Below are 19,711 nucleotides of genomic sequence, written 5' to 3' on the forward strand. Positions count from 1 at the left end.
TTTCACAAATTCAACAGATCAAGCAGCCCGGGCTTCGGTGTTCCTCCGGTTTCTAATGATTACATTCTCTTTATGAATCGTTTTCCTATGAAGCAACCAAAGGACAGCAGAAGCAGAAGGCCCAGTACCGAGGTGAACGTCAGAGCCGCGGCAGGCAGCGTGTGCTGCAGCAGCGTAGTCAAGGGACGCGTAACATCAGGTAAGGGGATAAAGGCGGTCAGGTTCGCGCGGTCCGGCCCCAGCGGCTTCCAAAGCACAATCACAAGCACGGCGGCCATCAGGCCGTGGATAAACCGGGCAACGATAAAAGGTATGTAGCGAAGGTCGGTATGATGCAGGATACTGACAATTTGTGCGTGAACGGAAAGACCTGCCCAAGATAAAACCCATGCGGCGATGGCGGTTTGGAACATCAACGGGATGTTTTCTGCGGCCCCGGCCGATTTGGCGCCCAGGGTCACCTCGAAAAATCCATTGACGACAGCCTGGGAAAGGGTCGGGGGCATGCCGAATAATTGAAGCACGGAGTCGATCGCGGCATAAAAGAAGACCATTACATGAGATGAAGTCATCACCTCCATGACGACGGAGAAAAAAACGACCAGACCGCCGACGACAAACATAAGCTTTAACCCGGAGTAGATCGCCTGCTGCAGCATGACTCCCAAAGAGCGTCCGTCCATGAGCCGGGCGTGATGCATGGCCTCAAAGGCACGGCGCAAAATACCGGTCCGGGACTTCTGAACGGAATATCCCGCACTTAAAGCGCTCGATTGACTTGGATTACCCGATGAAGGCTTGCCGTGAAACCGCATCAGCAGGCCGATCAGAATGGCGGAGCCGTAATGCGCGGCGGCAAGTACGGTTGCCAGCGCCGCATTGTGAAAGAAGCCGACCGATACGGCACCGATCAGGAAAATCGGATCGGACGACGTCGTGAAGGCTACGAGCCGTTCACCTTCCTCCCGGTTGACAAGCCGCTGTTCCCACAGCTGGGAGGTCAGTCGTGCTCCGATCGGATAACCGGAGGCAAAGCCCATCGCCATCACAAAGCCGCCGATGCCCGGCACGCGGAACAGAGGCTGCATCAACGGATCCAAAAGGGTGCCGAAAAAATGAACCATGCCTACACCGAGCATGATTTCGGAAATGACGAAGAAAGGAAACAGCGCCGGGAACAGCACATCCCACCAGATGGCTATGCCCCTTAGCGACGCATGAAAGGATTCGGCCGGAAAAGCCAGCATCAAGCAGGCAAGCATAGCGGCGAGAAGCGCCGCCGCGATCATCAAAGAGTCTTTGGTACGCATCGGTCCCCACCTCCTGTTCTGTAAAAAGCTTGTCATTCTGATATATGAAGGGGTGTGTGGAGACATGCCCGCCCGTTATACTGAATTTTCGGAAATGTTCAAGAAAGCGGATATAAGGTGCTGAATTGTACGGCATCCTATGGTACAATAGTACCTATATGAGAATAGGAGTGATCCTTATGTCGGGTGTAATTGCTGGAATTCTCGTATGCGCTTTTGTTTTCGTCATAAGGGAATCGCTGATGTCTTCCGGTGAAGAGGATGTATAGCATGTACCCATGTCCATATGTATAGGGTTTTGGCCAGTATCCGATGCTAAGGCTTATGCATTAGCATCTTTTTTTGCTACATGGATTATGGTTCGCGTCCTTGCAGGATTGCGCAGTTTATTGATTACGGGGAGGCGTTCGCTGATGTCCGAGTTCTATGAAGCGATGGGAGGGGCGGATGGGATCCGGAAGCTGGTGGAGGCGTTCTATCCGAAGGTTCAGGAGCATCCGCTGCTTGCCCCTTTGTTTCCGGAAGATATTGCTCCGGTGATGGAGAAGCAATATATGTTTTTGACGCAGTTTTTCGGAGGACCTCCGTTGTTTTCCGAACAATATGGACATCCGATGATGCGGGCAAGGCACATGGCCTTCCCCATTACGCCCGAGCGGGCTGAAGCCTGGCTCGGCTGCATGAAAAAAGCGCTTCAGGAAACCGGATGGGAGCCGGATCTGCAGATGGCCGTGCTGGAGAGGCTGAAGGGGCCCGCTTTTCATTTTATCAACAGCTCAAGTAATTGAAGGAAGGGTATTTGTCCATGGTCGAACCGTTATTTCAAGTGAAAGTGGCTTGTCCCCATTGTGAAACGCATTTTCATACTTCTCGCGTCCGTCCGAGCTTTAAGAAGGCAGCCGGCACGGATACGGATTTTGGCGTACGCTATAAAGGCATCAATCCGAATTTTTACGTGGTCCGGATCTGTCCCCAATGCGGCTTCGCCAGCACGGAGAACTCGAAGGACCGGTTGTCGCCCGCCCAAAAAAAGGCGTTCCAAGAGAAGGTGGCCGCACAATGGAGCTACAAGGATTACGGCGGCGTTCGAACATGGAGTGAAGCTTTATACAGCTTCAAGCTTGCCCTTCTTTGCGCTCAAACGGTGGGTGAACAGGGAAGAGTAACCGCAGGGCTGCTGCACCACATCGTTTGGCTGTATCGCGAGAAGGGTGACGAAGAGCAGGAGAAGCGGTTTCTTCAATATGCGCTTGCGGAATATACCCGCGCATTCGAGACGGAAGCGGGAGAGATGAATAACGCCCGGCTGATGTACTTGTTGGGGGAACTAAACCGGCGTTTGAAAAATTATCAGGAGGCTGTGAAGTGGTTTGGCCGCGTCATTAACGACAAGAGTATTATGGATGCGGCGATGATTCATGCCTGCCGTGAGCAGTGGGCGGTTACCCGTGAGAACATGCTGGCGGATCAGGTGGAGTTCGATATCGAAGAAGTTCAGGAAAAATAGAGGCCCGAAAAAGCTTAAAGCTCCCGCATGACCATGGTCTGTCGGAGCTTTAAGCTTTTTATTCTTTTCCCTCGCAAGAAAAGCGGGAATGCGGTTCAGCTGTTTCGGCGAAGCGGGCGGTCCGCCAGCAGGTAGTCCTGGTCGGCATCAACCAGAGTCAATTTGTTTCGGCAGCACGGGAAGACGAGCAGTTTTTTTACCCCTTCCCGAAGTTCCGCCAGGTCTTTCGCTTTGAGTTTCAGCAGCACGTTGGCGGCCTGGCAGAAGGGGCAGCTTTGTACATATACGTCTTGTCCGATCCGATCATAAGGCCAGGTATGGGCAAATGGAATCATGGGCTACTCCGAGGTCGGACGGCCGGATTCCGGCGCATCGTTCTTTGCTGCGGATTCGTCCGGTTTTTTCTTGGCCAGCTCAGCCAGCTTTTGCATCAAAATGTGTTGGGGCATATGCATTAAATGCTCGATCGGAACGTTCAGTTCCTTGGCCAGTCTCTGGGCAGTCTCCGGAGAAATGGGAAGTGGTCTCATACAGCGGCACCCTCCAGTCTAAAGATCTTTAGACTCCATTTAATCATATTCGCGGCCTGCAATTCAACTGAAAAATAGGGCATCCGCACATTTGGGCCTGAGCCTGAATTATGGTTTAATGGAAAGGAATACATAAAATACGAAAGGTGAGGTGTTGCCCTATGCGGAGTCCATTGCCACAAACATGGGACTTGAATCGTTTTTTTGAGGGAGGAAGCCATTCTCAGGCTTTTGTGCAGTTTTTGGAAGGGCTTCGTGCGGATATTGCCGCCTTGGAGCAGGAGCTCGGCAGGCTGGCGTCCGGCCAGGCGTCGAATTTGGCAGCATCGCTGCCGTCAGTAGCCGGGCTGCTGCAAAAGGCTCTGCTTAAAATCCGCGAGGCGGATTCATTCACAGCTTGTTTGGCTGCGGAAAATCAGAACGACAAGCAGGCGGTTATTCTGGCGGGACAGGTCAGAACTATCGGTGCTGCCTATGCTTCCGCCAGTACACGGTTCGACGACCTGTTGACCCGAATCGGGAGCGTGGAGTGGAAAGCGCTGCTGCAGCGCCCGGAGCTTCAGGGTATTGCCTATCCTCTTGAGGAGCGTAGGGCATTGGCGGCAGAAAAGCTTCCGCCGGAGCAGGAAGCATTGGTTAACGAATTGGCCGTCGACGGATATCATGGCTGGGGGGAGCTGTACAATACGACCGTCAGCAAGTTCCGTGTACCGTTCGAGGAGAACGGCGCCGTCGTCGAGCTGTCTGCAGGCCAAGCCGCCAATAAGATGCACAGCCCGGACCGCGCCGTCAGGGAGAGGCTTTTCCATAGCTGGGAGGAAAGATGGGCGGAGCATGCCGATTACTGCGCCGATGCGCTCAACCATCTGGGAGGCTTCCGCATCAAGCTGTACGAGCGCCGCGGCTGGGACTCGATTCTTAAAGAGCCTCTCGCCATTAACCGGATGTCGAAAGAAACGCTGGATGCGATGTGGGGGGTTATAGAAGGCGGCAAAGACGTTTTTGTCCGCTATCTGGAACGGAAAGCGAAGCTGTTCGGCGTTCGGAAGCTGAGCTGGCACGATGTCGACGCACCGGTCGGGCAGGGAAGCATCCATTATAGCTATGATGAGGGCGCACAGCTGATTGTGGAGCAGTTCCACCGCTTTAGTCCGAAAATGGCCGATTTTGCCGTCAAGGCATTCGAGAACGGGTGGATTGAAGCGGAGGACCGTCCAGGCAAACGGCCCGGCGGATTTTGCACCTCGTTCCCGATCCATAAGGAGACGCGCATTTTTATGACTTATGCGGGTACGGCATCGAACGTGTCGACGCTGGCCCATGAGTTGGGTCACGGTTATCATCAGCATGTGATGAACGATTTGCCCGCGTTGGCCCAGGAATACGCCATGAACGTGGCGGAGACGGCGTCTACGTTCGCAGAGATGGTCGTGTCCGATGCGGCGGTAAAAGCGGCAGAGACGGAAGAAACGCGGCTGACCCTGCTCGAAGACAAGATTCAGCGTTCCGTCGCATTTTATATGAACATTCATGCGCGTTTTCTGTTCGAAACCGCGTTCTATGAAGAACGGCGCAAAGGGCTTGTCGGCATGGACCGCCTGAACGAGCTGATGCTTTCGGCGCAAAAAACGGCATTCCGTGATGCGCTAGACCAATACCACCCGCACTTCTGGGCGTCAAAACTGCATTTTTATATTACGGAAGTGCCTTTCTACAATTTCCCATACACGTTCGGTTATATGTTCAGCACCGGCCTGTATGCGGAAGCGCTCCGCCGCGGAGCCGCTTTTGAGGACCAATATGTAGCGCTTCTCCGCGATACCGGCCGCATGACCGTTGAAGAATTGGCGCATAAGCACCTTGGCGTTGATCTGCGGAAGCCGGACTTCTGGCAGCAGGCCATGGACCTCTCCGTCGCCGATGTGCAGGAATTTCTGCGGTTGACCGAGTAGGGGGAATTTCCAAGGGTTATCTATGTACACAAAGAAGCAGAACCAGCAGGTTGAGGGTTCTGCTTCTTTGGCGTTATGTTATCCATCGTCAATGATGGGGTTGATGGAGGGGAGTCGTTATACCGCTGTTAAAAAAAATATATGATTTTACAAAAAAATATATTGTTGTATGGACAAGTGTGTGATATATTATTCTCATAAATAATATATTATTTTTAAAATTATATATGATTTTTATATTTGTAAAAAAGCTATGAGGAGAGCACAATGGCCCAAACATACAGAACCAAGAGGGAAAAAGTTTATTTAAGTTTACAGGATAAAATCATCAAAGGAGTCCTTCGTCCCGGCACAAGATTAATTATTTCTAATTTGGCCAAACAATTTGACGTGAGCGAGATCCCTGTAAGAGAAGCGATCCAAACACTTGCACATGAAGGGTATGTGTCCATAACCCCACATTCAGGTGCGACAGTAAGCAGTATGTCGGAAGACGATATACGCCAAATTTTTGAAATCAGAATCAATCTGGAAAGCTTGGCATCACGATTGGCAGTGGATCATCTTTCCAATTCACATATTAAAACACTGTATCAAATGATAGAAGATTCAAAGAACTTTTTACACAATCAGGATTTACAAGGGTATGGGGAGTTTAATCGCGCCTTTCACGATTGTATATACCAACATGCCAATAATCAGCGTCTATTTACGATGATCAGTGAATTATGGGATTTCTCTACACGATATCCGGCCTTTTTCAGCAGTCTGCAGGATATTGAAAATTCCATCCGGGAGCACAAAGAAATTGTCGACGCACTCAACGATAAAAACGCAGACTTAGTAGAGAAATTAATGAGGGATCATACAAGAGATGTCTATCATAAAATCATCCGATTGGTCCAACAAGAGAATAATGAGTAAAAGGTTTAATCTTCATTAAACCTTTTACTCAGGATGAATGATGGCCAAACCAATACGAGAAAATGAAACCGCTTTATTTTTCTAATTTCTTACATATTTAAATTTCAACAGATTGAATTTTTATTGTTTAGTAACTGAAGGGGGTGGTAAGCAACCACAGGGTGCTTTTATCACGCGTGAACTTAAGATGGGTGGCTATTTCCACCAGTAAAAGTGACTACACTAATGGAAAGAGGTATGAAAATGAAAATTACAGAAGTATCGACTTATATTCTGAGGACCAAAATGGACAAGCCTTTTACTTCGGCAAGGGGCTGGTGGTATAAGACCAAAAACGCCATGCTGGTGAAAGTCACGACGGACGAGGGCATTGAAGGTTGGGGTGAAGCCTATGGTCCCGCCGAGATAACAAAATCAGTTGTCGATACGTTGCTAGCACCGACCGTCGTGGGGGGCAACCCGTTTGATACGGATATTTTATGGGAGAAAATGTATCAACGGGTAGAGGATTACGATCCGCAAGGCTTCGGTGTTGCAGGAATCAGCGCAATTGATATTGCGCTCTGGGACATTATGGGTAAAGCGCTGAAGCGTCCGGTATATGAGCTTTTGGGTGGAGCTCACCGCAAAAGCTTCCGGGCCTATGCCACGGGATTATACTTTATGTCGGAGGAGGGAGACTTTACAACCCCGTCGATTGAAGAAGCACTGGCTTATCAAGAACAAGGTTTTACCGGCGTCAAAATGAAGATTGCCCTTCCTCCAAAGGAAGAGATCAAACGTGTCGAACGGGTACGAAAGGCACTTAGTGAAGAAATTGAACTCATGGTCGATGCCAATCATGGCTATAATCTCACGAACGCTCTTCTTCTTGGTAAGGAATTCGAACAAATGGGTCTTGCGTGGTTTGAAGAGCCTGTTTCTCCACACGATTTAAATGCCTATAGCGATCTTCGAAGCAAGCTTTGTATTCCGTTGGCTGGTGGGGAAAATGCATTTACTCGTTATGCGTTTAAAGAGATAATCGAAAAACGCGCCATGGATATTATTCAGCCTGACGTTTGTTGTGCTGGAGGCATAACAGAGACCAAGAAAATAGCTCATATTGCAGAGGCATTCGGTATTAGCGTGATCCCGCATGTATGGGGTTCGGCCGTAGGTCTGCATGCAGCTCTGCATGTTATGGCCGCCTTGCCTCCAGCTCCTCATACGTGGCGTCCTGTGCCCATGTGGATGGAATATGAGCAAACTGAAAATCCGTTTAGAGATCACCTGGTCAATGAACCTGTAGTACATGATAAAGGGTATGTCAGCGTTCCTGAAGGACCTGGGCTTGGTTTTACAATCAATGAAGACATCATTAACCGCTACCGGATTGCGTAGGAGGCCGCTTATGATCATTAAGGCTCAAGTCTTAAGAAATTTTTACGCTAGTCTTCTTAGGGCTGTAGGAACCTCGTCAGAAGATGCCGAAATTACCTCCGATGCGCTTATTGATGCCGATCTTCATGGCCTTGAAACTCATGGCGCGTTAAGAATTCCTCCATACATCCGAATTGCTCGGGAGGGTGTGTTGGATGCTTCCGGAAAACCGGCGCTTGAATGGAGAAAAGGTGCGGTTTCATTGATTAACGGTAATAATGGGTGGGGTCAGCCAGCCGCTTTTATGGCGGTAAATGAGGTGATTTCCCATGCCAAAACGCATTTTGTCGGTGCAGCCGGGATCAAAAATACTAACCATATTGGAACATGCTCGTATTATGCAAAAATGTTGGCACGTGCGGGACTAGTCGGTTTTGTAACGACCAATTCACCGCCTAATATGCCCCCATGGGGCGGAAGCGAGCCAATTTTAGGCACGAATCCGATCTGTTTTAGCGCTCCGACCCCAGATGGTAAGGTTATCGTTATCGATATGGCAACATCGGTTGTGGCCAAAGGGAAAATATTGCTTGCTGCTGAACGGGGTGAAAGTATACCGGAAGGATGGGCACTTGATAAAAACGGCAAGCCAACGACAAGTCCAAAGGAAGCTTTGGAAGGCTCTCAACTTCCAGTCGGCGGACCAAAAGGTTATGGACTCGCACTATTTGCCGAAATTTTTTCAGGCGTTCTTACCGGAGCGAACATAGGAACCAACCTTCACAGCATGTATGATAAAATACTAAATCCGTCTGGTGTCGGGGCTTTTATGTTCGCCATCGATATCTCACCTTTCGGAATAGAGCAAGTGAATGCAAAGATGGAGCAATTGATTGGGATGGTCCTTGGTTCAGAGCTTGCCGAAGGATACCAAAGGATATATCTTCCCGGGGAAAACTCAAGCGAGATCGCGGAGGAACGGAAAGTCAAAGGCATTCCGATGAGTCCGTCCATTCTTGAAAAAATGAATCAAGTTGCCCAGGAACTAGGCGTAAATCCATTAAAGCCAGATGAAGGAGGGGCGTAACGTGTTTCAAGCGTTACAACTGCATGAAAAAGATAATGTTGCCGTTGCCGTAATTGATTGCCAAGGGAGCCTAACTATAACCGTTCAGCCTCCGTCAAATCAGCCGTTTTTCACCATTACAACCATAGAAGATATCCCATTTGGTCATAAAATCGCACTGCAGGAAATAAATAAAGGTGACATTATTACAAAATACGGCCGACCGATCGGACGATCAACAGCCCCTATTAAGATAGGTGGTCTTGTTGGGGTGCATAATATTGAAGGACTTCGCGGACGCGGAGATTTACAAGCTGCCGGAGGTGAGCGGCAATGGAGTTTCTAGGATTTGTTCGTCCGGGGGACGAGGCAGGGATTCGCAACTACGTCCTTGTTATCCCATCCAGCCGTCTTGTTAATATTGCGGCAACCCGGATAACACAGTATGTTGCCGGCACGAAGACCATCATGACGGGTGGAGAAAATGGCCGACACAAAAAAGATCGCGAAAGACTCAGCAGACTTTACATTGGATTAGCAAAAAATGCAAACGTTTTCGCAACCATTGTACTCGGAGCAAGGAAAAACTTCGGTTACGCAGAATTGGAGCCGTATACCATTGCTCACGAAATCGCCAAAAGCGGTAAACCGGTTGAAGTGCTGACGGTTGAAAAATCAGGAGGTCTTGAACGTCTTGTCGAGGATGGAATTGACTTGGCTCGCCGTTTTGTCCATGGAGCTTCGATGGTTAAACGGGAGGCTGTCCCCATCGGAAAACTCGCGATCGGTGTGAAGTGCGGATTATCGGATGCGACAAGTGGAATAAGCGGTAACCCCTCTTTTGGTAAAGCTGCGGATCTTCTCATTGCCTCCGGCGGCACGGCTATATTTTCAGAAACGGTGGAAATCATTGGCGCGGAACTCGATGTTGCTGAACGCTGTGTAAACGAGCGTGATGCCAAACGACTGCTTGAAATGGTAAATGAGGTGGAGGAAGCGGCAAGATCTACCGGGGAAGATATCCGTACGATTAACCCTTTGCCGTCAAACATTGAAGCCGGTCTTAGCACAATCGAGGAAAAGTCGTTGGGAGCCATACAAAAAACGGGAACGATGCCTATCCAGGAGGTCCTGGAATATGCGGCACGTCCGACTAAAAAGGGTCTGCATTTTATGGATGGCTGGATGTCTTCCTTCTCGCTGCCTATGAGCCTCGCCGCAGCAGGCTGCCAGCTTACTATTTATCAGCTAGGAGGTGAAGATCTTCCATCGTATGATCCGCCTATGCTGGCTACGAATACGGGGGTTGTGGCTCCGCTCATGATGATCACAGGTAACCCTCGTACGGCAAGTAAAGCATGGCGTAGTATAGATTTTTCGTCGGGCGCCATTATCACAGGTGAATCGACGATTGAAGCGTCAGGAGAAGCATTATTTCAAAAAATACAAAGCATCGCCTCCGGAGAACTCACCAAGGGAGAGACTATCCGCTATACAGATCCTTTAGAACCTTACTTCTTGGGGCCGGTATTTTAATGATGGAGGTTTCAACATGAAGTTGGTTACGTTTGGTACTAGAGATAACAAGCATCATATTGGCGTGCTTAAGGATAACTCCAGTGTAATCGATATAAGGATGGCCTCAAACGATTTGGGAATCCCCCTTTCATTTGAAAGCATTATTCATATTCTTGAAGATCCGGAAGGGTTGGAGAAGGTTCAAAGGGTTATAGACGCTGCCGGGAAACATGCGGGGCCGTGGTATCGATCTTTAAACGATATAAAGCTTACTGCTCCTATTCCGCGCCCTGGGAAAATCCTTGGAGTCGCTTTGAACTATCATGATTTTTGTGTACGAGGAAAACTCGACACCCCAACAGCGCTTAAAGTATTTATGAAGGCACATAGCACCGTTGTCGGTCCGAATGATGCGGTACATGTTCCTCTGGAGAGAAAAGTTACTTATGAAGGAGAACTGGGTGTTGTTATCGGTAAGACCGGAAAACATGTTGCTTCCGCCGATGCTTGGGATCATGTTGCCGGATACCTGATCGTCAACGACTTTACAGCAAACGATTATATCAAAGAAGACGTTCAGCTTATGCGGGGTAAAAATCTTGATACGTTTTGTCCTATGGGCCCCTTCTTGGTTACTAAAGAAGAGATTGCCGATCCTGGCGCGCTCGCCATAAAGACGGAAGTTAACGGCATCGTCAGGCAAAACTCCAATACGTCGCGGCTTATATTTAAAATACCGGAAATCATCGAATATTTCTCTTCATTTCTTACTCTCGAGCCTGGAGACGTCATTGCTACGGGTACACCGGCAGGAACAGCATTGCAATTCGACCCACCGGCATTTGTGCAGCCTGGAGATGTTGTAGCCGTTACCGTGGAAGGGTTAGGCACTTTGACCAATATCATCAGATCATAAATATGAAACCATAAGGAGGAGTTTGTCAATGCGGTTTAATAAACGGAATTTATTATCTGCGCTCTGTATCATTTGTATGTTAGTGCTGGTAGCCTGTGGCCAAAATTCTCAGAGTACAGGCGGTCAAACTGCTGCAGTTCCAAATGACAAGGGGAAAAACAGTCAGGAGGGTAACAAATTCCCTCAAAAGGACATTACCATCGTTGTACCTTGGAACGCCGGGGGCGGCAATGATTTAATGGCCCGGAAGCTTCAAGCGATCTTCAAGGATGAACTGGGTATTAGCGTGGTTGTTAAAAACGCTCCCGGCGGGAACGGCGTTGTTGGGATTACAGAGGTAGCGTCTTCCAAGCCTGACGGATACACCTTAGGTGTGCATACGAGCTCCACTTTGAGCGTTATTGCTCTTGGACAAGCTTCTTTGAAATCGGACAAATTAACGAATATTGCTTTAATATCGGAAGATCCTCTTGTATTGGTCTCCAAAGCGGACGCCCCTTGGAACAATATGAAAGAATTGGTTGAGTATATGAAGACGAAGCCAAATCAAGTCAAGGTAGCGACACCGGGGACAAACAACGTAAACCACGCTGTTGCAGCAATGTTAGGCAGTAGTACCAATGTACAGTTCCAGCATGTTCCTTTTGACGGAGGAGCATTGGTTATTACACAACTCTTGGGTGGGCATGTGGATGTAGCTGTACTCAAACCGAGTGAAAGCATGTCACAAATTAAAGACGGTAATCTGAAAGCGATTGCAATTAATGCTGAAAAACGAATTGACAGTTTGCCTGATGTGCCAACCTTTAAAGAGAGCGGATACGATTTATTTACTTCCGGTGCCGTGAAACAAATTAGCTTTATCGTCGGACCTGCTGGTATGGATCCTGCAATACGCGAACGTTTAACGGAATTATTTAATAAAGCCATACAATCTGACGCATACCAGAAGTTCGCTCACGAAGGGGGATTTATCACCCCAAAGAAAACGGGTAGTGAACTGGATAAAGAAGTAGATACGCTTATAAAAGCATTGTCGGAAGCCTTTTCCAAAATATTCAAACCATAGGGCGTTGTAGAGACATGAGAGAAAGGTGATCCAAAATCATAAATAATAAAAGGAGTCCTTTATAATGTCATCGACCAAAAACAATGTTATCGAACAAGTGACGGCCATGGTTTTTTCTTGTAGGTTTGATGATATAGCTCTTCGATTCGGGGTAGGCAATATGGTGAAGAGGGATTTGGTCCTCGTGAAAATCACCTGCAGTGATGGAACGATCGGATACGGCGAGGCTCATCATGCTCTAAGCCCTACATCAATTGCGGAACTCATTCGAAGCAGTTTAGCCCCTATTTTGATAGGAGAATCGCCTTTTAATACAGAGGGAATCTGGGAAAAAATTTATCGTCATCAAGTAGCTACTCATGGAGCTGGTACGGCCGTGGCCATCGCGATGAGCGGTATCGACATAGCGCTTTGGGACATCAAAGGAAAAATGCTGCAGCAGCCTGTTTATCGTCTGTTAGGCGGTGAACGGCGTAAGATCAGAGCTTATGCAGGCGGACTCAGTTTAGGCTATCAACCTCTTGAATCCCTGGAAAAAGAAGTGCAAAAATATGTTGAACAGGGGTATACCGCGATTAAGCTGCGTGTGGGCCAAAATCCGAAGAAAGATGCGGAACGTGTTTCTCATATACGCAAAACATTTGGTCCCCAACTGGATATAGCCGTTGATGCTGCTACGCGATATCACATATTGGATGTGCCGGAGGTTGTAAAGTTTTGTGAGGAGAATCATGTTTATTGGCTTGAGGAACCATTTACACCTGATAATATCCAAGCGTACCATGAATTAAGAAAGAGTACCCGAATTCCTATTGCTGCAGGAGAAAATCACTACACCAAATATCAATTCCGAGAACTGTTACAAGCCGGGACCATCGATATCGTGCAAGCTGACTGTACAAAAGCCGGTGGAATTACAGAAGTGAAGAAGATCTCGGACATGGCGGCAGCGTGGCATTTGCCGATGGCTCCTCATACAAGCCAAAGTATGTTAAGTACGGCAGCGAATATCCATTTGCTGTGCGCTATTCCCAACGCTTTGATTTATGAAGCTGATTTAGCGCTCGTGAATCCTTTTCGAGATGAAATGATCAAGTCACCGCTGATTGTCAAAGATGGTTATATTGAGCCTAATGATCGGCCGGGGCTTGGACTCGAGCTGGACGAAGAGGCATTAAGTAAATATCCGGGTCTCCCGGGCGCCTGTTATGTTTATAATCTCTAAGCAGACAGCATCAGGGAGTATTTTTCAAGAGGATGTGATGATGTGAAAGCGCAAAATGCAGGCGTTTGGGGAGGACTTGTCCTTTTGATTTATGCAGGAGTATTGTTTGTGGAATCTCTGTCCCTTCGTTATTACACAGCGTATGGGCCGGGACCGGGGTTCTTTCCAATATGGCTAAATGGAGTACTCATCATTCTAGCTTTAGGATATATTTGGCTTTCTTTACGAAAGGAAGTCATCTTGTTTAAAGATATTTTCCCGAAGGGGAAAGATTTGAAGAATGTTTTGTCTGTGCCGGTTTCGATTCTTATATTTATGCTAATTGTGAATACAACCGGCTTTGTTATCGGCTGTACCGTTTTATTATTTTTGGTGCTAGTCCGCCAATATAAATGGAATTTAGCTTTGGGCATTTCCTTGACCACCTCCGTTGTATTGTTTGTAGTGTTTGTTACATTGATGGAAGTTCCATTACCTGTTAATATTTTTGGTTGGTAAGGGAGGAGCGCAATGGACTCATTTGTGCAATTAATGAACGGTTTTGGGGCGGCGCTTACCTGGTGGAACCTGATCTATTGTTTTGTAGGAGTTACCGTGGGAATGCTAGTGGGCGTACTGCCCGGACTTGGCCCTACAACGGCAACCGCTTTGCTGATTCCTCTAACCTTTGGCATGGATCCCGTACCGGCCATTATCATGCTATCCGGTATTTATTATGGTTCTATGTATGGAGGTACAGTAACCTCTGTCTTAATCAATACACCGGGTGAAGCTGCTTCAGTCATTACATGTCTTGATGGATATCCCCTGGCCAAACAAGGGAGAGCAGGCGTGGCTTTGGGTGTGGCAGGCATTGGTTCATTTATCGGGGGGACCATTTCTATTTTAGGGCTTGTTTTTATAGGGCCTCCATTGGCGCAATTTGCCCTAAGGTTCGGTCCGCCGGAATTTTTCGCTCTTATGGTATTGGGATTAGTTACCGTCGTAGGTTTAATGGGAAAATCTTTAATCAAGGGAGTCATTGCGGCTTTTATCGGATTGAGTCTATCCTTAATCGGAATCGATCCGGTTTCCGGATCGGATCGGTTTACCTTTGGTGAACCCTATCTTCTTAATGGCTTAGATCTTGTATGTGTTGCGATGGGATTGTTTGGGCTTTCCGAAATCTTATTCGGCATGGAGAGGCTTTCCCAAAACCAAAAACCATATAAAGTTAAAGGTATTTTGCCACGAAAAGGTGAATGGAGTCCTACGCTAAAATCAATCAGCAGGGGAACGGGAATCGGATTTTTGATCGGTTTGATTCCAGGAACCAATTCGGTTATTCCAGCCATTCTTTCGTATTCTGTTGAGAAGAAGGTTGCCAAAGACCCTTCCCGGTTTGGCAATGGCGCTATTGAAGGGGTAGCGGGTCCTGAAACAGCGAATAATTCTTATAGTGGCGCAGCCCTTATTCCATTATTCACCTTGGGTATTCCTAGTTCTCCAACGATCGCAATTATACTAGGGGCCTTTATTATGCATGGACTTACACCGGGGCCGGCTTTATTCCATGAAAAACCGGATTTTGTTTGGGCTATTATTGCGAGTATGTTTATTGGCAACCTATTGTTGCTGATCATGAATTTACCCATGGCAGGATTTTGGGCAAAAATCGCGATGGTGCCTGAGAAATTGCTGTATCCCATTATTTTGGCGATTTCCATTTTGGGGTCGTATACCGTTACCAACAGTCTTTGGGGTGTGGGCGTCATGTTCGTTTTTGGAATCGTTGGTTATTTGCTGAAAAAATTGGACGTCCCCATGGCACCCATTATCTTAACATTTGTTTTGGGTAGGCTGATGGAAACTTCATTATTGCAATCGCTAAGAATTTTTAACGGAAATATGCTTGAAATCTTTTTACGTCCGATCGCAGGTACTTTATTTGGTATTGCGCTTGTAATTATGATTATCTCTATAGTAAGCGCTTTAAAGAAAAGAAGAACCATACTAGCCAGTGATGTAGAAATGTAAAGTGTTGGATAAATGGGGCAGTTTACCTTTAGGTGGACTGTCCCATTTATTATGGCCGGACTCGGAAGAAAGAAGTGTTGTCATTAAATAAGATTTTAAATATAGTAGTGATATCCGGTAAGAAAAAAGGGGGCAAAGCAAAAGCATGCTGTCCATTCACTCGATACATCACGTCAGCCTGTGCGTCACGGATTTGGAGCGGGCCAAAGCATTCTATAAAGAGGTGCTGGGGCTCGAGGAGCTGGAGCGTCCTCCGTTTGATTTTGCCGGAGCATGGTTTGCCGTCGGCAGTGGCGGTCAGCAGCTGCATTTGATTGTTCATCCGGGAGAAACGATCAGGAAGAGCGGGATCGATACGCGGGACGGTCATTTGGCTTTGAGGGTGAAGAGCTATAAGGAAGCGCTGGCCTGGCTGGAATCCTGTGGCATCGAATACGACGCCAGGCCGCATCCCAGAGCCGGGTTTCCGCAAATCTTCATATTGGATCCGGACCGAAACATTATCGAGCTGAATAGCGATATCTGCGATATCGATTGACGATTTATGACAGGAACTGAGGTACCTGTATTTTTTATCAAATTTTTGTAAAATTCTGTTGAATAAATAGTTAAAATATCCTATAATAGGTCTACAGTCTCAGAAATACATAATATACCATTAATTCAAAAGAAAGGAGGATTGTGATGTTGGAGCAGCTGCCTTTGGCCCGACAGCTGGACTTGGTTTTCCGCGAGTTGAAGGAGGAACTCGCGCAGCTCACCTCTGGGACAGTATTCGTCCAAATTCGGAATAACATGATCGGTAAATTCGGAATTCGCCATTTTCCTTTGGAAACGAAGGGGACGGAACTGAAGAAAAACGAACGCGGACTGTCGGAAACCCACCAGCATTCTTTTCGCCAAACCGCGTTAGAATCGTTAAAGCTAAAGTGCTGGACGCATGGGGAAATTCAATTTGAGTTTGCTATGCGCCAAAATTTGTTGTGTACAAGCGTCATCTTCGAATCGAATTATAATATGGCAAGCTTGTATAACGGCTCGAAGCGGTAGGACTAAGATTCAGGACTTTATATTTTTTTTAACCCATTATTCGTTATAAAGAACAGGCTTCCGGCGTTCCCGGAGGCCTGTTCTTTATATTCAGATTTCCGTTATAGGAGGCCTGTTCTTTATATTCAGATTTCCGTTATAATAGAATGAAGCGAAAAAAGACGACCCCGTCCTGGAGCCGCCATTGATAAGTATTCGGGTAGTCATTATCTTGTGAATTTGCCTGCAAGCTGCTGCTCGGCAATTTGAACCAGACGACGTGTGATGTGGCCCCCAATTGCTCCGGTGTCACGAGTTGCCATGAAGCCATAGTACCCGTCTTGAGGAATTTGAATGCCCAACTCTTGAGCAACTTCATACTTCAATTGGTCCAAAGCCTGAGAAGCTTGAGGAACTACTAAAGTGTTGCTGCTGCGGGATTGTCCTGCGCCCATCGATCTCACCTCCGTTCATTAGGTAGTATGTTCCAAGGTAAAAATAATACCCACAAGAAAAATTGGTAAATGTCACCATATGGGGGTTGATGGAATAGATGAGTTTTCATTTGGTTTACAGCGGCTGGTCGTTTGACGCCGATTTACAGATCATTCAGGCGGATGTGCGGATGGAAATCGATGGGGAAATATTGATCGAGGAGCCGCTCTGTGTGGATGTGGGCCTGCCGGCCCTGCTGTTAAGTATGCATGAGGACGTTGAGCCCAATCGCTGGACGGATGCGGAGCGCTGGCATCAGGTGCCTTTTTTCGTCTGCGGCTGCGGCGATCCGGAGTGCCGGGCGTATTCCTTCATTGTCCGTCATCTTCCTGCGAATGAATTGGAACTGACGGAGGTGGAGGAGCGGCAGGATATGCCCCCTCGCAAGCTGGCCGGCTATGTGGTGGATAAAGCGGAATATGTAAGCCAGGTTCGTGCCATCGGTTTGGAGTTTCTCCGCTTTACGAAAGATCTGGACGGCTACCGGCCGTATTACAAAGATACCGTGGAAACCGTAAAAAACCTTCTTCAGCGGTTGGAGCCGCCGGCCCGGAATGGATCGGCATCATAATATTCCTCAAGCGTAGAAAGCGAGGCTCCCCAACCACCCCATGAATCGGGGGTGGTTGGGGAGCCCTTTTTTACTTGGGTGCTATGTCAGAGTTGATTTTCCGGGCTTAAGCCCCAAAATCGAAGTTCGGATACACGTAAGGATTTTTCGACGGCTCCGCTTTGGTTACCTTCTCCACCTTCAATACCATAATCTCGATGTCGTTGAATGTGGTTTTGCCGATCGTCCCTGTTACCGTAACCCAACTGTCGTCGGCAAGCGCAGCCGCCCGGTCGTATTCCGCCAGCACCCCGAACGGGGCGGCATCGGCCGAACAGCATTGAATAGAGAAGCGCCCGACTACGAATTGGTTGTTTTTCATTTCTTCCTGACGGTAGACAAATCCGGTCATTTCCAGCTTCTTGCCGATAAACCGGTCGAGATACAGATCCACGGACGTCAACGTTTCAATGAAAAATTCTTCCCTGACCTGGATCAGCTCTTCCTGATACAGCTTTTTCGCATAGTTGGCATACTGCTCCGTAAATTTGTCGGACGGGAACATCTCGTTTTCCGACGCTGCAGTTCCGGAAACCGTACCGGAATCGCCGGGGCCAGGGTCTTCTGTCTTCGTCTCACCGGAATCCGCTTCGCTGCTGTCGGCTCCGGAGGCGCTATCCAAGGCAAGACCGTCCTTTTTGACGGAGCTTGAGCTGCTCAGGTTCATCCCCTTCTTGGCGGCCAGGCTGCTGCCAAGCGTTGTATCAGGGAGGAGAAACCCGATCAGCAGAGGGAAAGCAAACAGTCCGTAAATGATCGCGTTTTTGAAGAGCGAGCGGGACGGAAGGTGGTCGTGGCCGCAATCGCAGGAGGCCGCCGCCGGCCCGCGAAAGGCTTTTATTCCCCGATACAATTGATAAGCGGCAACGGCGTAAAATGCGATCGCGGACCATTTGACATAGCCGACCATGCGCGGCGCGATGTACAGCAGGATCAGGTCTGTTTTGACGAGATAGGCAATATAGACGGCGAAACCTAATAAAATGACCGCTTTTACCAGATGATGCAGGCTAAGCACACGAGAATTCACAGCGCACACCCCTTGTTTCTGTATTGGCAGCTATAGGAAAAAAATACGCTCAAATAAAAGCGAAGCGGCGAGTACGACGATAACGATCAATATCGAGAGCAGAGCCACGAATTTGGCTCTGAAGGCGGACAACAGCATAAGCGTTCCTTTCACGTCGAGCATCGGTCCAAAGACAAGGAACGTAAGAAGGGATCCGGCCTGAAAGGTCGTTGTAAAGGACGAGGCCACAAAAGCGTCGGAGGTCGAACAAAGCGACAGGACATAACCAAGCGCCATCATAAAAAGATGGGAGCTGACGGCTCCTTCTCCGATCGTGACAAGGCTTTCCCTGGACATAAAGGTTTGGATAACGGCCGTGAGAAACGCGCCGAAAATCAGATATTTGCCCATGTCGAAGAACTCGTCGGATGCATGCCCCAGAATGGCAAACATGCGGCCGGTCTGGCTTTGGCCATGCCCGTGTGCGTGGTGGTGCTCATGGCCGTGACTGTGATGATGACTGTCCTCATGAGTATGTATGTGTTCATGGGAATGGTCATGCTTGTGATCGCGAGCTGTCGGAGCGCTGGAGAATCCGCGCATGGGATTGCTCTTGACAAAACGGTAAATGATCAGCCCGATGGTCGCGGCCACAATAAAAGCCAGCGCCATCCGCGAATAAGCGATTTCCGGCCGGCTGCGAAACGCCATGAAGGTCGAAGCGTACACGACGGGATTAATGATCGGACCCGCCAGAATGAACACAACGGCTATGTAAACCGGCATCCCCTTAAGGACCAGACGGCGGATGACCGGGATCATGCCGCATTCGCACAGCGGGAAGATGATGCCCATTACGCAGGCGAAGATGACGCCAAGCACCGGGTTTTTCGGAGTCAAGCGGCGGATCGTTTGCTCCGAGACGAACATCTGAAGCAGGGCCGCGACGAAGACCCCAAGGAGAACGAAAGGCAGCGCCTCGAGTATGATGCTGATGAAGAGCGTTTTGAAATTTTGTATGCTGTCGGCTGTAATGAAAGACAGATCGGGGGGTTGTTTTTGGGTATAAATAAGAAACAGCATCATGATGCACAGAACAGCAAGGATGTTGGTTATCCATCGGGTGATAATCGTTTGCACGGGTCATGTCTCCTTGTATTTCGTAATAATTAT

The 19,711-nt window shown here is 48.3% G+C and carries 22 protein-coding genes; 16 read left to right on the forward strand and 6 right to left on the reverse strand.

Annotation, left to right across the window (positions count from 1 at the left end; all coding sequences use genetic code 11):
* Window positions 1–59: 59 nt before the first annotated feature.
* Entirely contained in the window at window positions 60–1,310 is a 1,251-nt protein-coding gene (ylbJ, locus tag NR121_RS13125; RefSeq protein ID WP_074728004.1) for a sporulation integral membrane protein YlbJ, read from the reverse strand.
* Between the two features lie 413 nt (window positions 1,311–1,723).
* On the opposite strand from ylbJ, the gene NR121_RS13130 reads away from it, so the two are divergent.
* Together NR121_RS13130 and NR121_RS13135 are read left to right on the forward strand one after the other, a co-directional pair.
* Window positions 1,724–2,098: a globin domain-containing protein gene (locus tag NR121_RS13130; RefSeq protein WP_062406423.1), complete on the forward strand. Its 375-nt coding sequence runs from the start codon at window positions 1,724–1,726 to the stop codon at window positions 2,096–2,098.
* Window positions 2,099–2,115: 17 nt separating this feature from the next.
* A complete protein-coding gene (locus tag NR121_RS13135) occupies window positions 2,116–2,817 on the forward strand; it encodes a DUF2225 domain-containing protein (RefSeq protein ID WP_062406425.1) in 702 nt (233 codons plus the stop codon).
* A 95-nt stretch (window positions 2,818–2,912) separates the two neighbouring features.
* On the opposite strand, the gene NR121_RS13140 is transcribed toward NR121_RS13135, so the two are convergent.
* Both NR121_RS13140 and NR121_RS13145 read right to left on the reverse strand, forming a co-directional pair.
* Complete coding sequence (locus tag NR121_RS13140; protein ID WP_054817610.1) at window positions 2,913–3,152, reverse strand: hypothetical protein; 240 nt, start codon at window positions 3,150–3,152, stop codon at window positions 2,913–2,915.
* Between the two features lie 3 nt (window positions 3,153–3,155).
* Window positions 3,156–3,347 carry a YycC family protein gene (locus tag NR121_RS13145; RefSeq protein ID WP_054817611.1) on the reverse strand — a complete coding sequence of 64 codons (192 nt, stop codon included), beginning with the start codon at window positions 3,345–3,347 and terminating at the stop codon, window positions 3,156–3,158.
* 161 nt (window positions 3,348–3,508) lie between these two features.
* On the opposite strand from NR121_RS13145, the gene NR121_RS13150 reads away from it, so the two are divergent.
* The 13 genes from NR121_RS13150 (at window position 3,509) to NR121_RS13210 (ending at window position 16,445) form a co-directional block, all read left to right on the forward strand.
* Window positions 3,509–5,299 (forward strand): M3 family oligoendopeptidase, encoded by a 1,791-nt coding sequence (locus NR121_RS13150; protein ID WP_256831309.1) that lies wholly within the window; start codon window positions 3,509–3,511, stop codon window positions 5,297–5,299.
* 267 nt (window positions 5,300–5,566) lie between these two features.
* Window positions 5,567–6,223 (forward strand): GntR family transcriptional regulator, encoded by a 657-nt coding sequence (locus NR121_RS13155; protein ID WP_054817612.1) that lies wholly within the window; start codon window positions 5,567–5,569, stop codon window positions 6,221–6,223.
* A 243-nt stretch (window positions 6,224–6,466) separates the two neighbouring features.
* Window positions 6,467–7,606 (forward strand): mandelate racemase/muconate lactonizing enzyme family protein, encoded by a 1,140-nt coding sequence (locus NR121_RS13160; RefSeq protein ID WP_062406431.1) that lies wholly within the window; start codon window positions 6,467–6,469, stop codon window positions 7,604–7,606.
* Between the two features lie 10 nt (window positions 7,607–7,616).
* Window positions 7,617–8,672 (forward strand): Ldh family oxidoreductase, encoded by a 1,056-nt coding sequence (locus NR121_RS13165; RefSeq protein ID WP_256831310.1) that lies wholly within the window; start codon window positions 7,617–7,619, stop codon window positions 8,670–8,672.
* A gap of 1 nt (window position 8,673) precedes the next feature.
* Window positions 8,674–8,997 carry a UxaA family hydrolase gene (locus NR121_RS13170; protein ID WP_054817614.1) on the forward strand — a complete coding sequence of 108 codons (324 nt, stop codon included), beginning with the start codon at window positions 8,674–8,676 and terminating at the stop codon, window positions 8,995–8,997.
* Window positions 8,985–10,187 (forward strand): UxaA family hydrolase, encoded by a 1,203-nt coding sequence (locus NR121_RS13175; protein ID WP_256831311.1) that lies wholly within the window; start codon window positions 8,985–8,987, stop codon window positions 10,185–10,187. The genes NR121_RS13170 and NR121_RS13175 overlap by 13 nt, the downstream gene beginning before the upstream one ends.
* A gap of 16 nt (window positions 10,188–10,203) precedes the next feature.
* Entirely contained in the window at window positions 10,204–11,085 is an 882-nt protein-coding gene (locus tag NR121_RS13180) for a fumarylacetoacetate hydrolase family protein (protein WP_054817618.1), read from the forward strand.
* Between the two features lie 28 nt (window positions 11,086–11,113).
* Window positions 11,114–12,154 carry a tripartite tricarboxylate transporter substrate binding protein gene (locus NR121_RS13185; protein WP_256831312.1) on the forward strand — a complete coding sequence of 347 codons (1,041 nt, stop codon included), beginning with the start codon at window positions 11,114–11,116 and terminating at the stop codon, window positions 12,152–12,154.
* Window positions 12,155–12,218: 64 nt separating this feature from the next.
* Window positions 12,219–13,379, forward strand: coding sequence for a mandelate racemase/muconate lactonizing enzyme family protein (locus tag NR121_RS13190; protein ID WP_062406439.1), 1,161 nt, complete (start codon window positions 12,219–12,221; stop codon window positions 13,377–13,379).
* A gap of 42 nt (window positions 13,380–13,421) precedes the next feature.
* Entirely contained in the window at window positions 13,422–13,877 is a 456-nt protein-coding gene (locus tag NR121_RS13195) for a tripartite tricarboxylate transporter TctB family protein (protein ID WP_054817622.1), read from the forward strand.
* A 12-nt stretch (window positions 13,878–13,889) separates the two neighbouring features.
* The gene (locus NR121_RS13200; RefSeq protein ID WP_062406440.1) at window positions 13,890–15,395 is read left to right on the forward strand and encodes a tripartite tricarboxylate transporter permease; all 1,506 of its coding nucleotides are present in this window, start codon (window positions 13,890–13,892) and stop codon (window positions 15,393–15,395) included.
* A 145-nt stretch (window positions 15,396–15,540) separates the two neighbouring features.
* Window positions 15,541–15,933, forward strand: coding sequence for a VOC family protein (locus NR121_RS13205; RefSeq protein ID WP_054817649.1), 393 nt, complete (start codon window positions 15,541–15,543; stop codon window positions 15,931–15,933).
* Between the two features lie 143 nt (window positions 15,934–16,076).
* On the forward strand, window positions 16,077–16,445 hold the full coding sequence (locus NR121_RS13210) for a hypothetical protein (RefSeq protein WP_054817623.1): 369 nt from the start codon (window positions 16,077–16,079) through the stop codon (window positions 16,443–16,445).
* A 206-nt stretch (window positions 16,446–16,651) separates the two neighbouring features.
* Here the strand turns inward: NR121_RS13210 and NR121_RS13215 are convergent, their stop codons facing one another.
* Window positions 16,652–16,879 carry an alpha/beta-type small acid-soluble spore protein gene (locus NR121_RS13215; protein WP_054817624.1) on the reverse strand — a complete coding sequence of 76 codons (228 nt, stop codon included), beginning with the start codon at window positions 16,877–16,879 and terminating at the stop codon, window positions 16,652–16,654.
* A 98-nt stretch (window positions 16,880–16,977) separates the two neighbouring features.
* Here NR121_RS13215 and NR121_RS13220 point away from each other — a divergent pair, with 98 nt between their 5' ends.
* The gene (locus tag NR121_RS13220) at window positions 16,978–17,490 is read left to right on the forward strand and encodes a hypothetical protein (RefSeq protein ID WP_256831313.1); all 513 of its coding nucleotides are present in this window, start codon (window positions 16,978–16,980) and stop codon (window positions 17,488–17,490) included.
* Window positions 17,491–17,596: 106 nt separating this feature from the next.
* Here NR121_RS13220 and NR121_RS13225 read toward each other — a convergent pair whose 3' ends face one another.
* Complete coding sequence (locus NR121_RS13225) at window positions 17,597–18,559, reverse strand: TIGR03943 family putative permease subunit (protein WP_054817625.1); 963 nt, start codon at window positions 18,557–18,559, stop codon at window positions 17,597–17,599.
* 30 nt (window positions 18,560–18,589) lie between these two features.
* A complete protein-coding gene (locus NR121_RS13230; protein ID WP_074728121.1) occupies window positions 18,590–19,624 on the reverse strand; it encodes a permease in 1,035 nt (344 codons plus the stop codon).
* Between the last annotated feature and the right edge of the window lie 87 nt (window positions 19,625–19,711).

It is taken from the genome of Paenibacillus sp. Pae15, assembly GCF_024519685.1.
Lineage (GTDB): Bacteria > Bacillota > Bacilli > Paenibacillales > NBRC-103111 > Paenibacillus_G > Paenibacillus_G naphthalenovorans.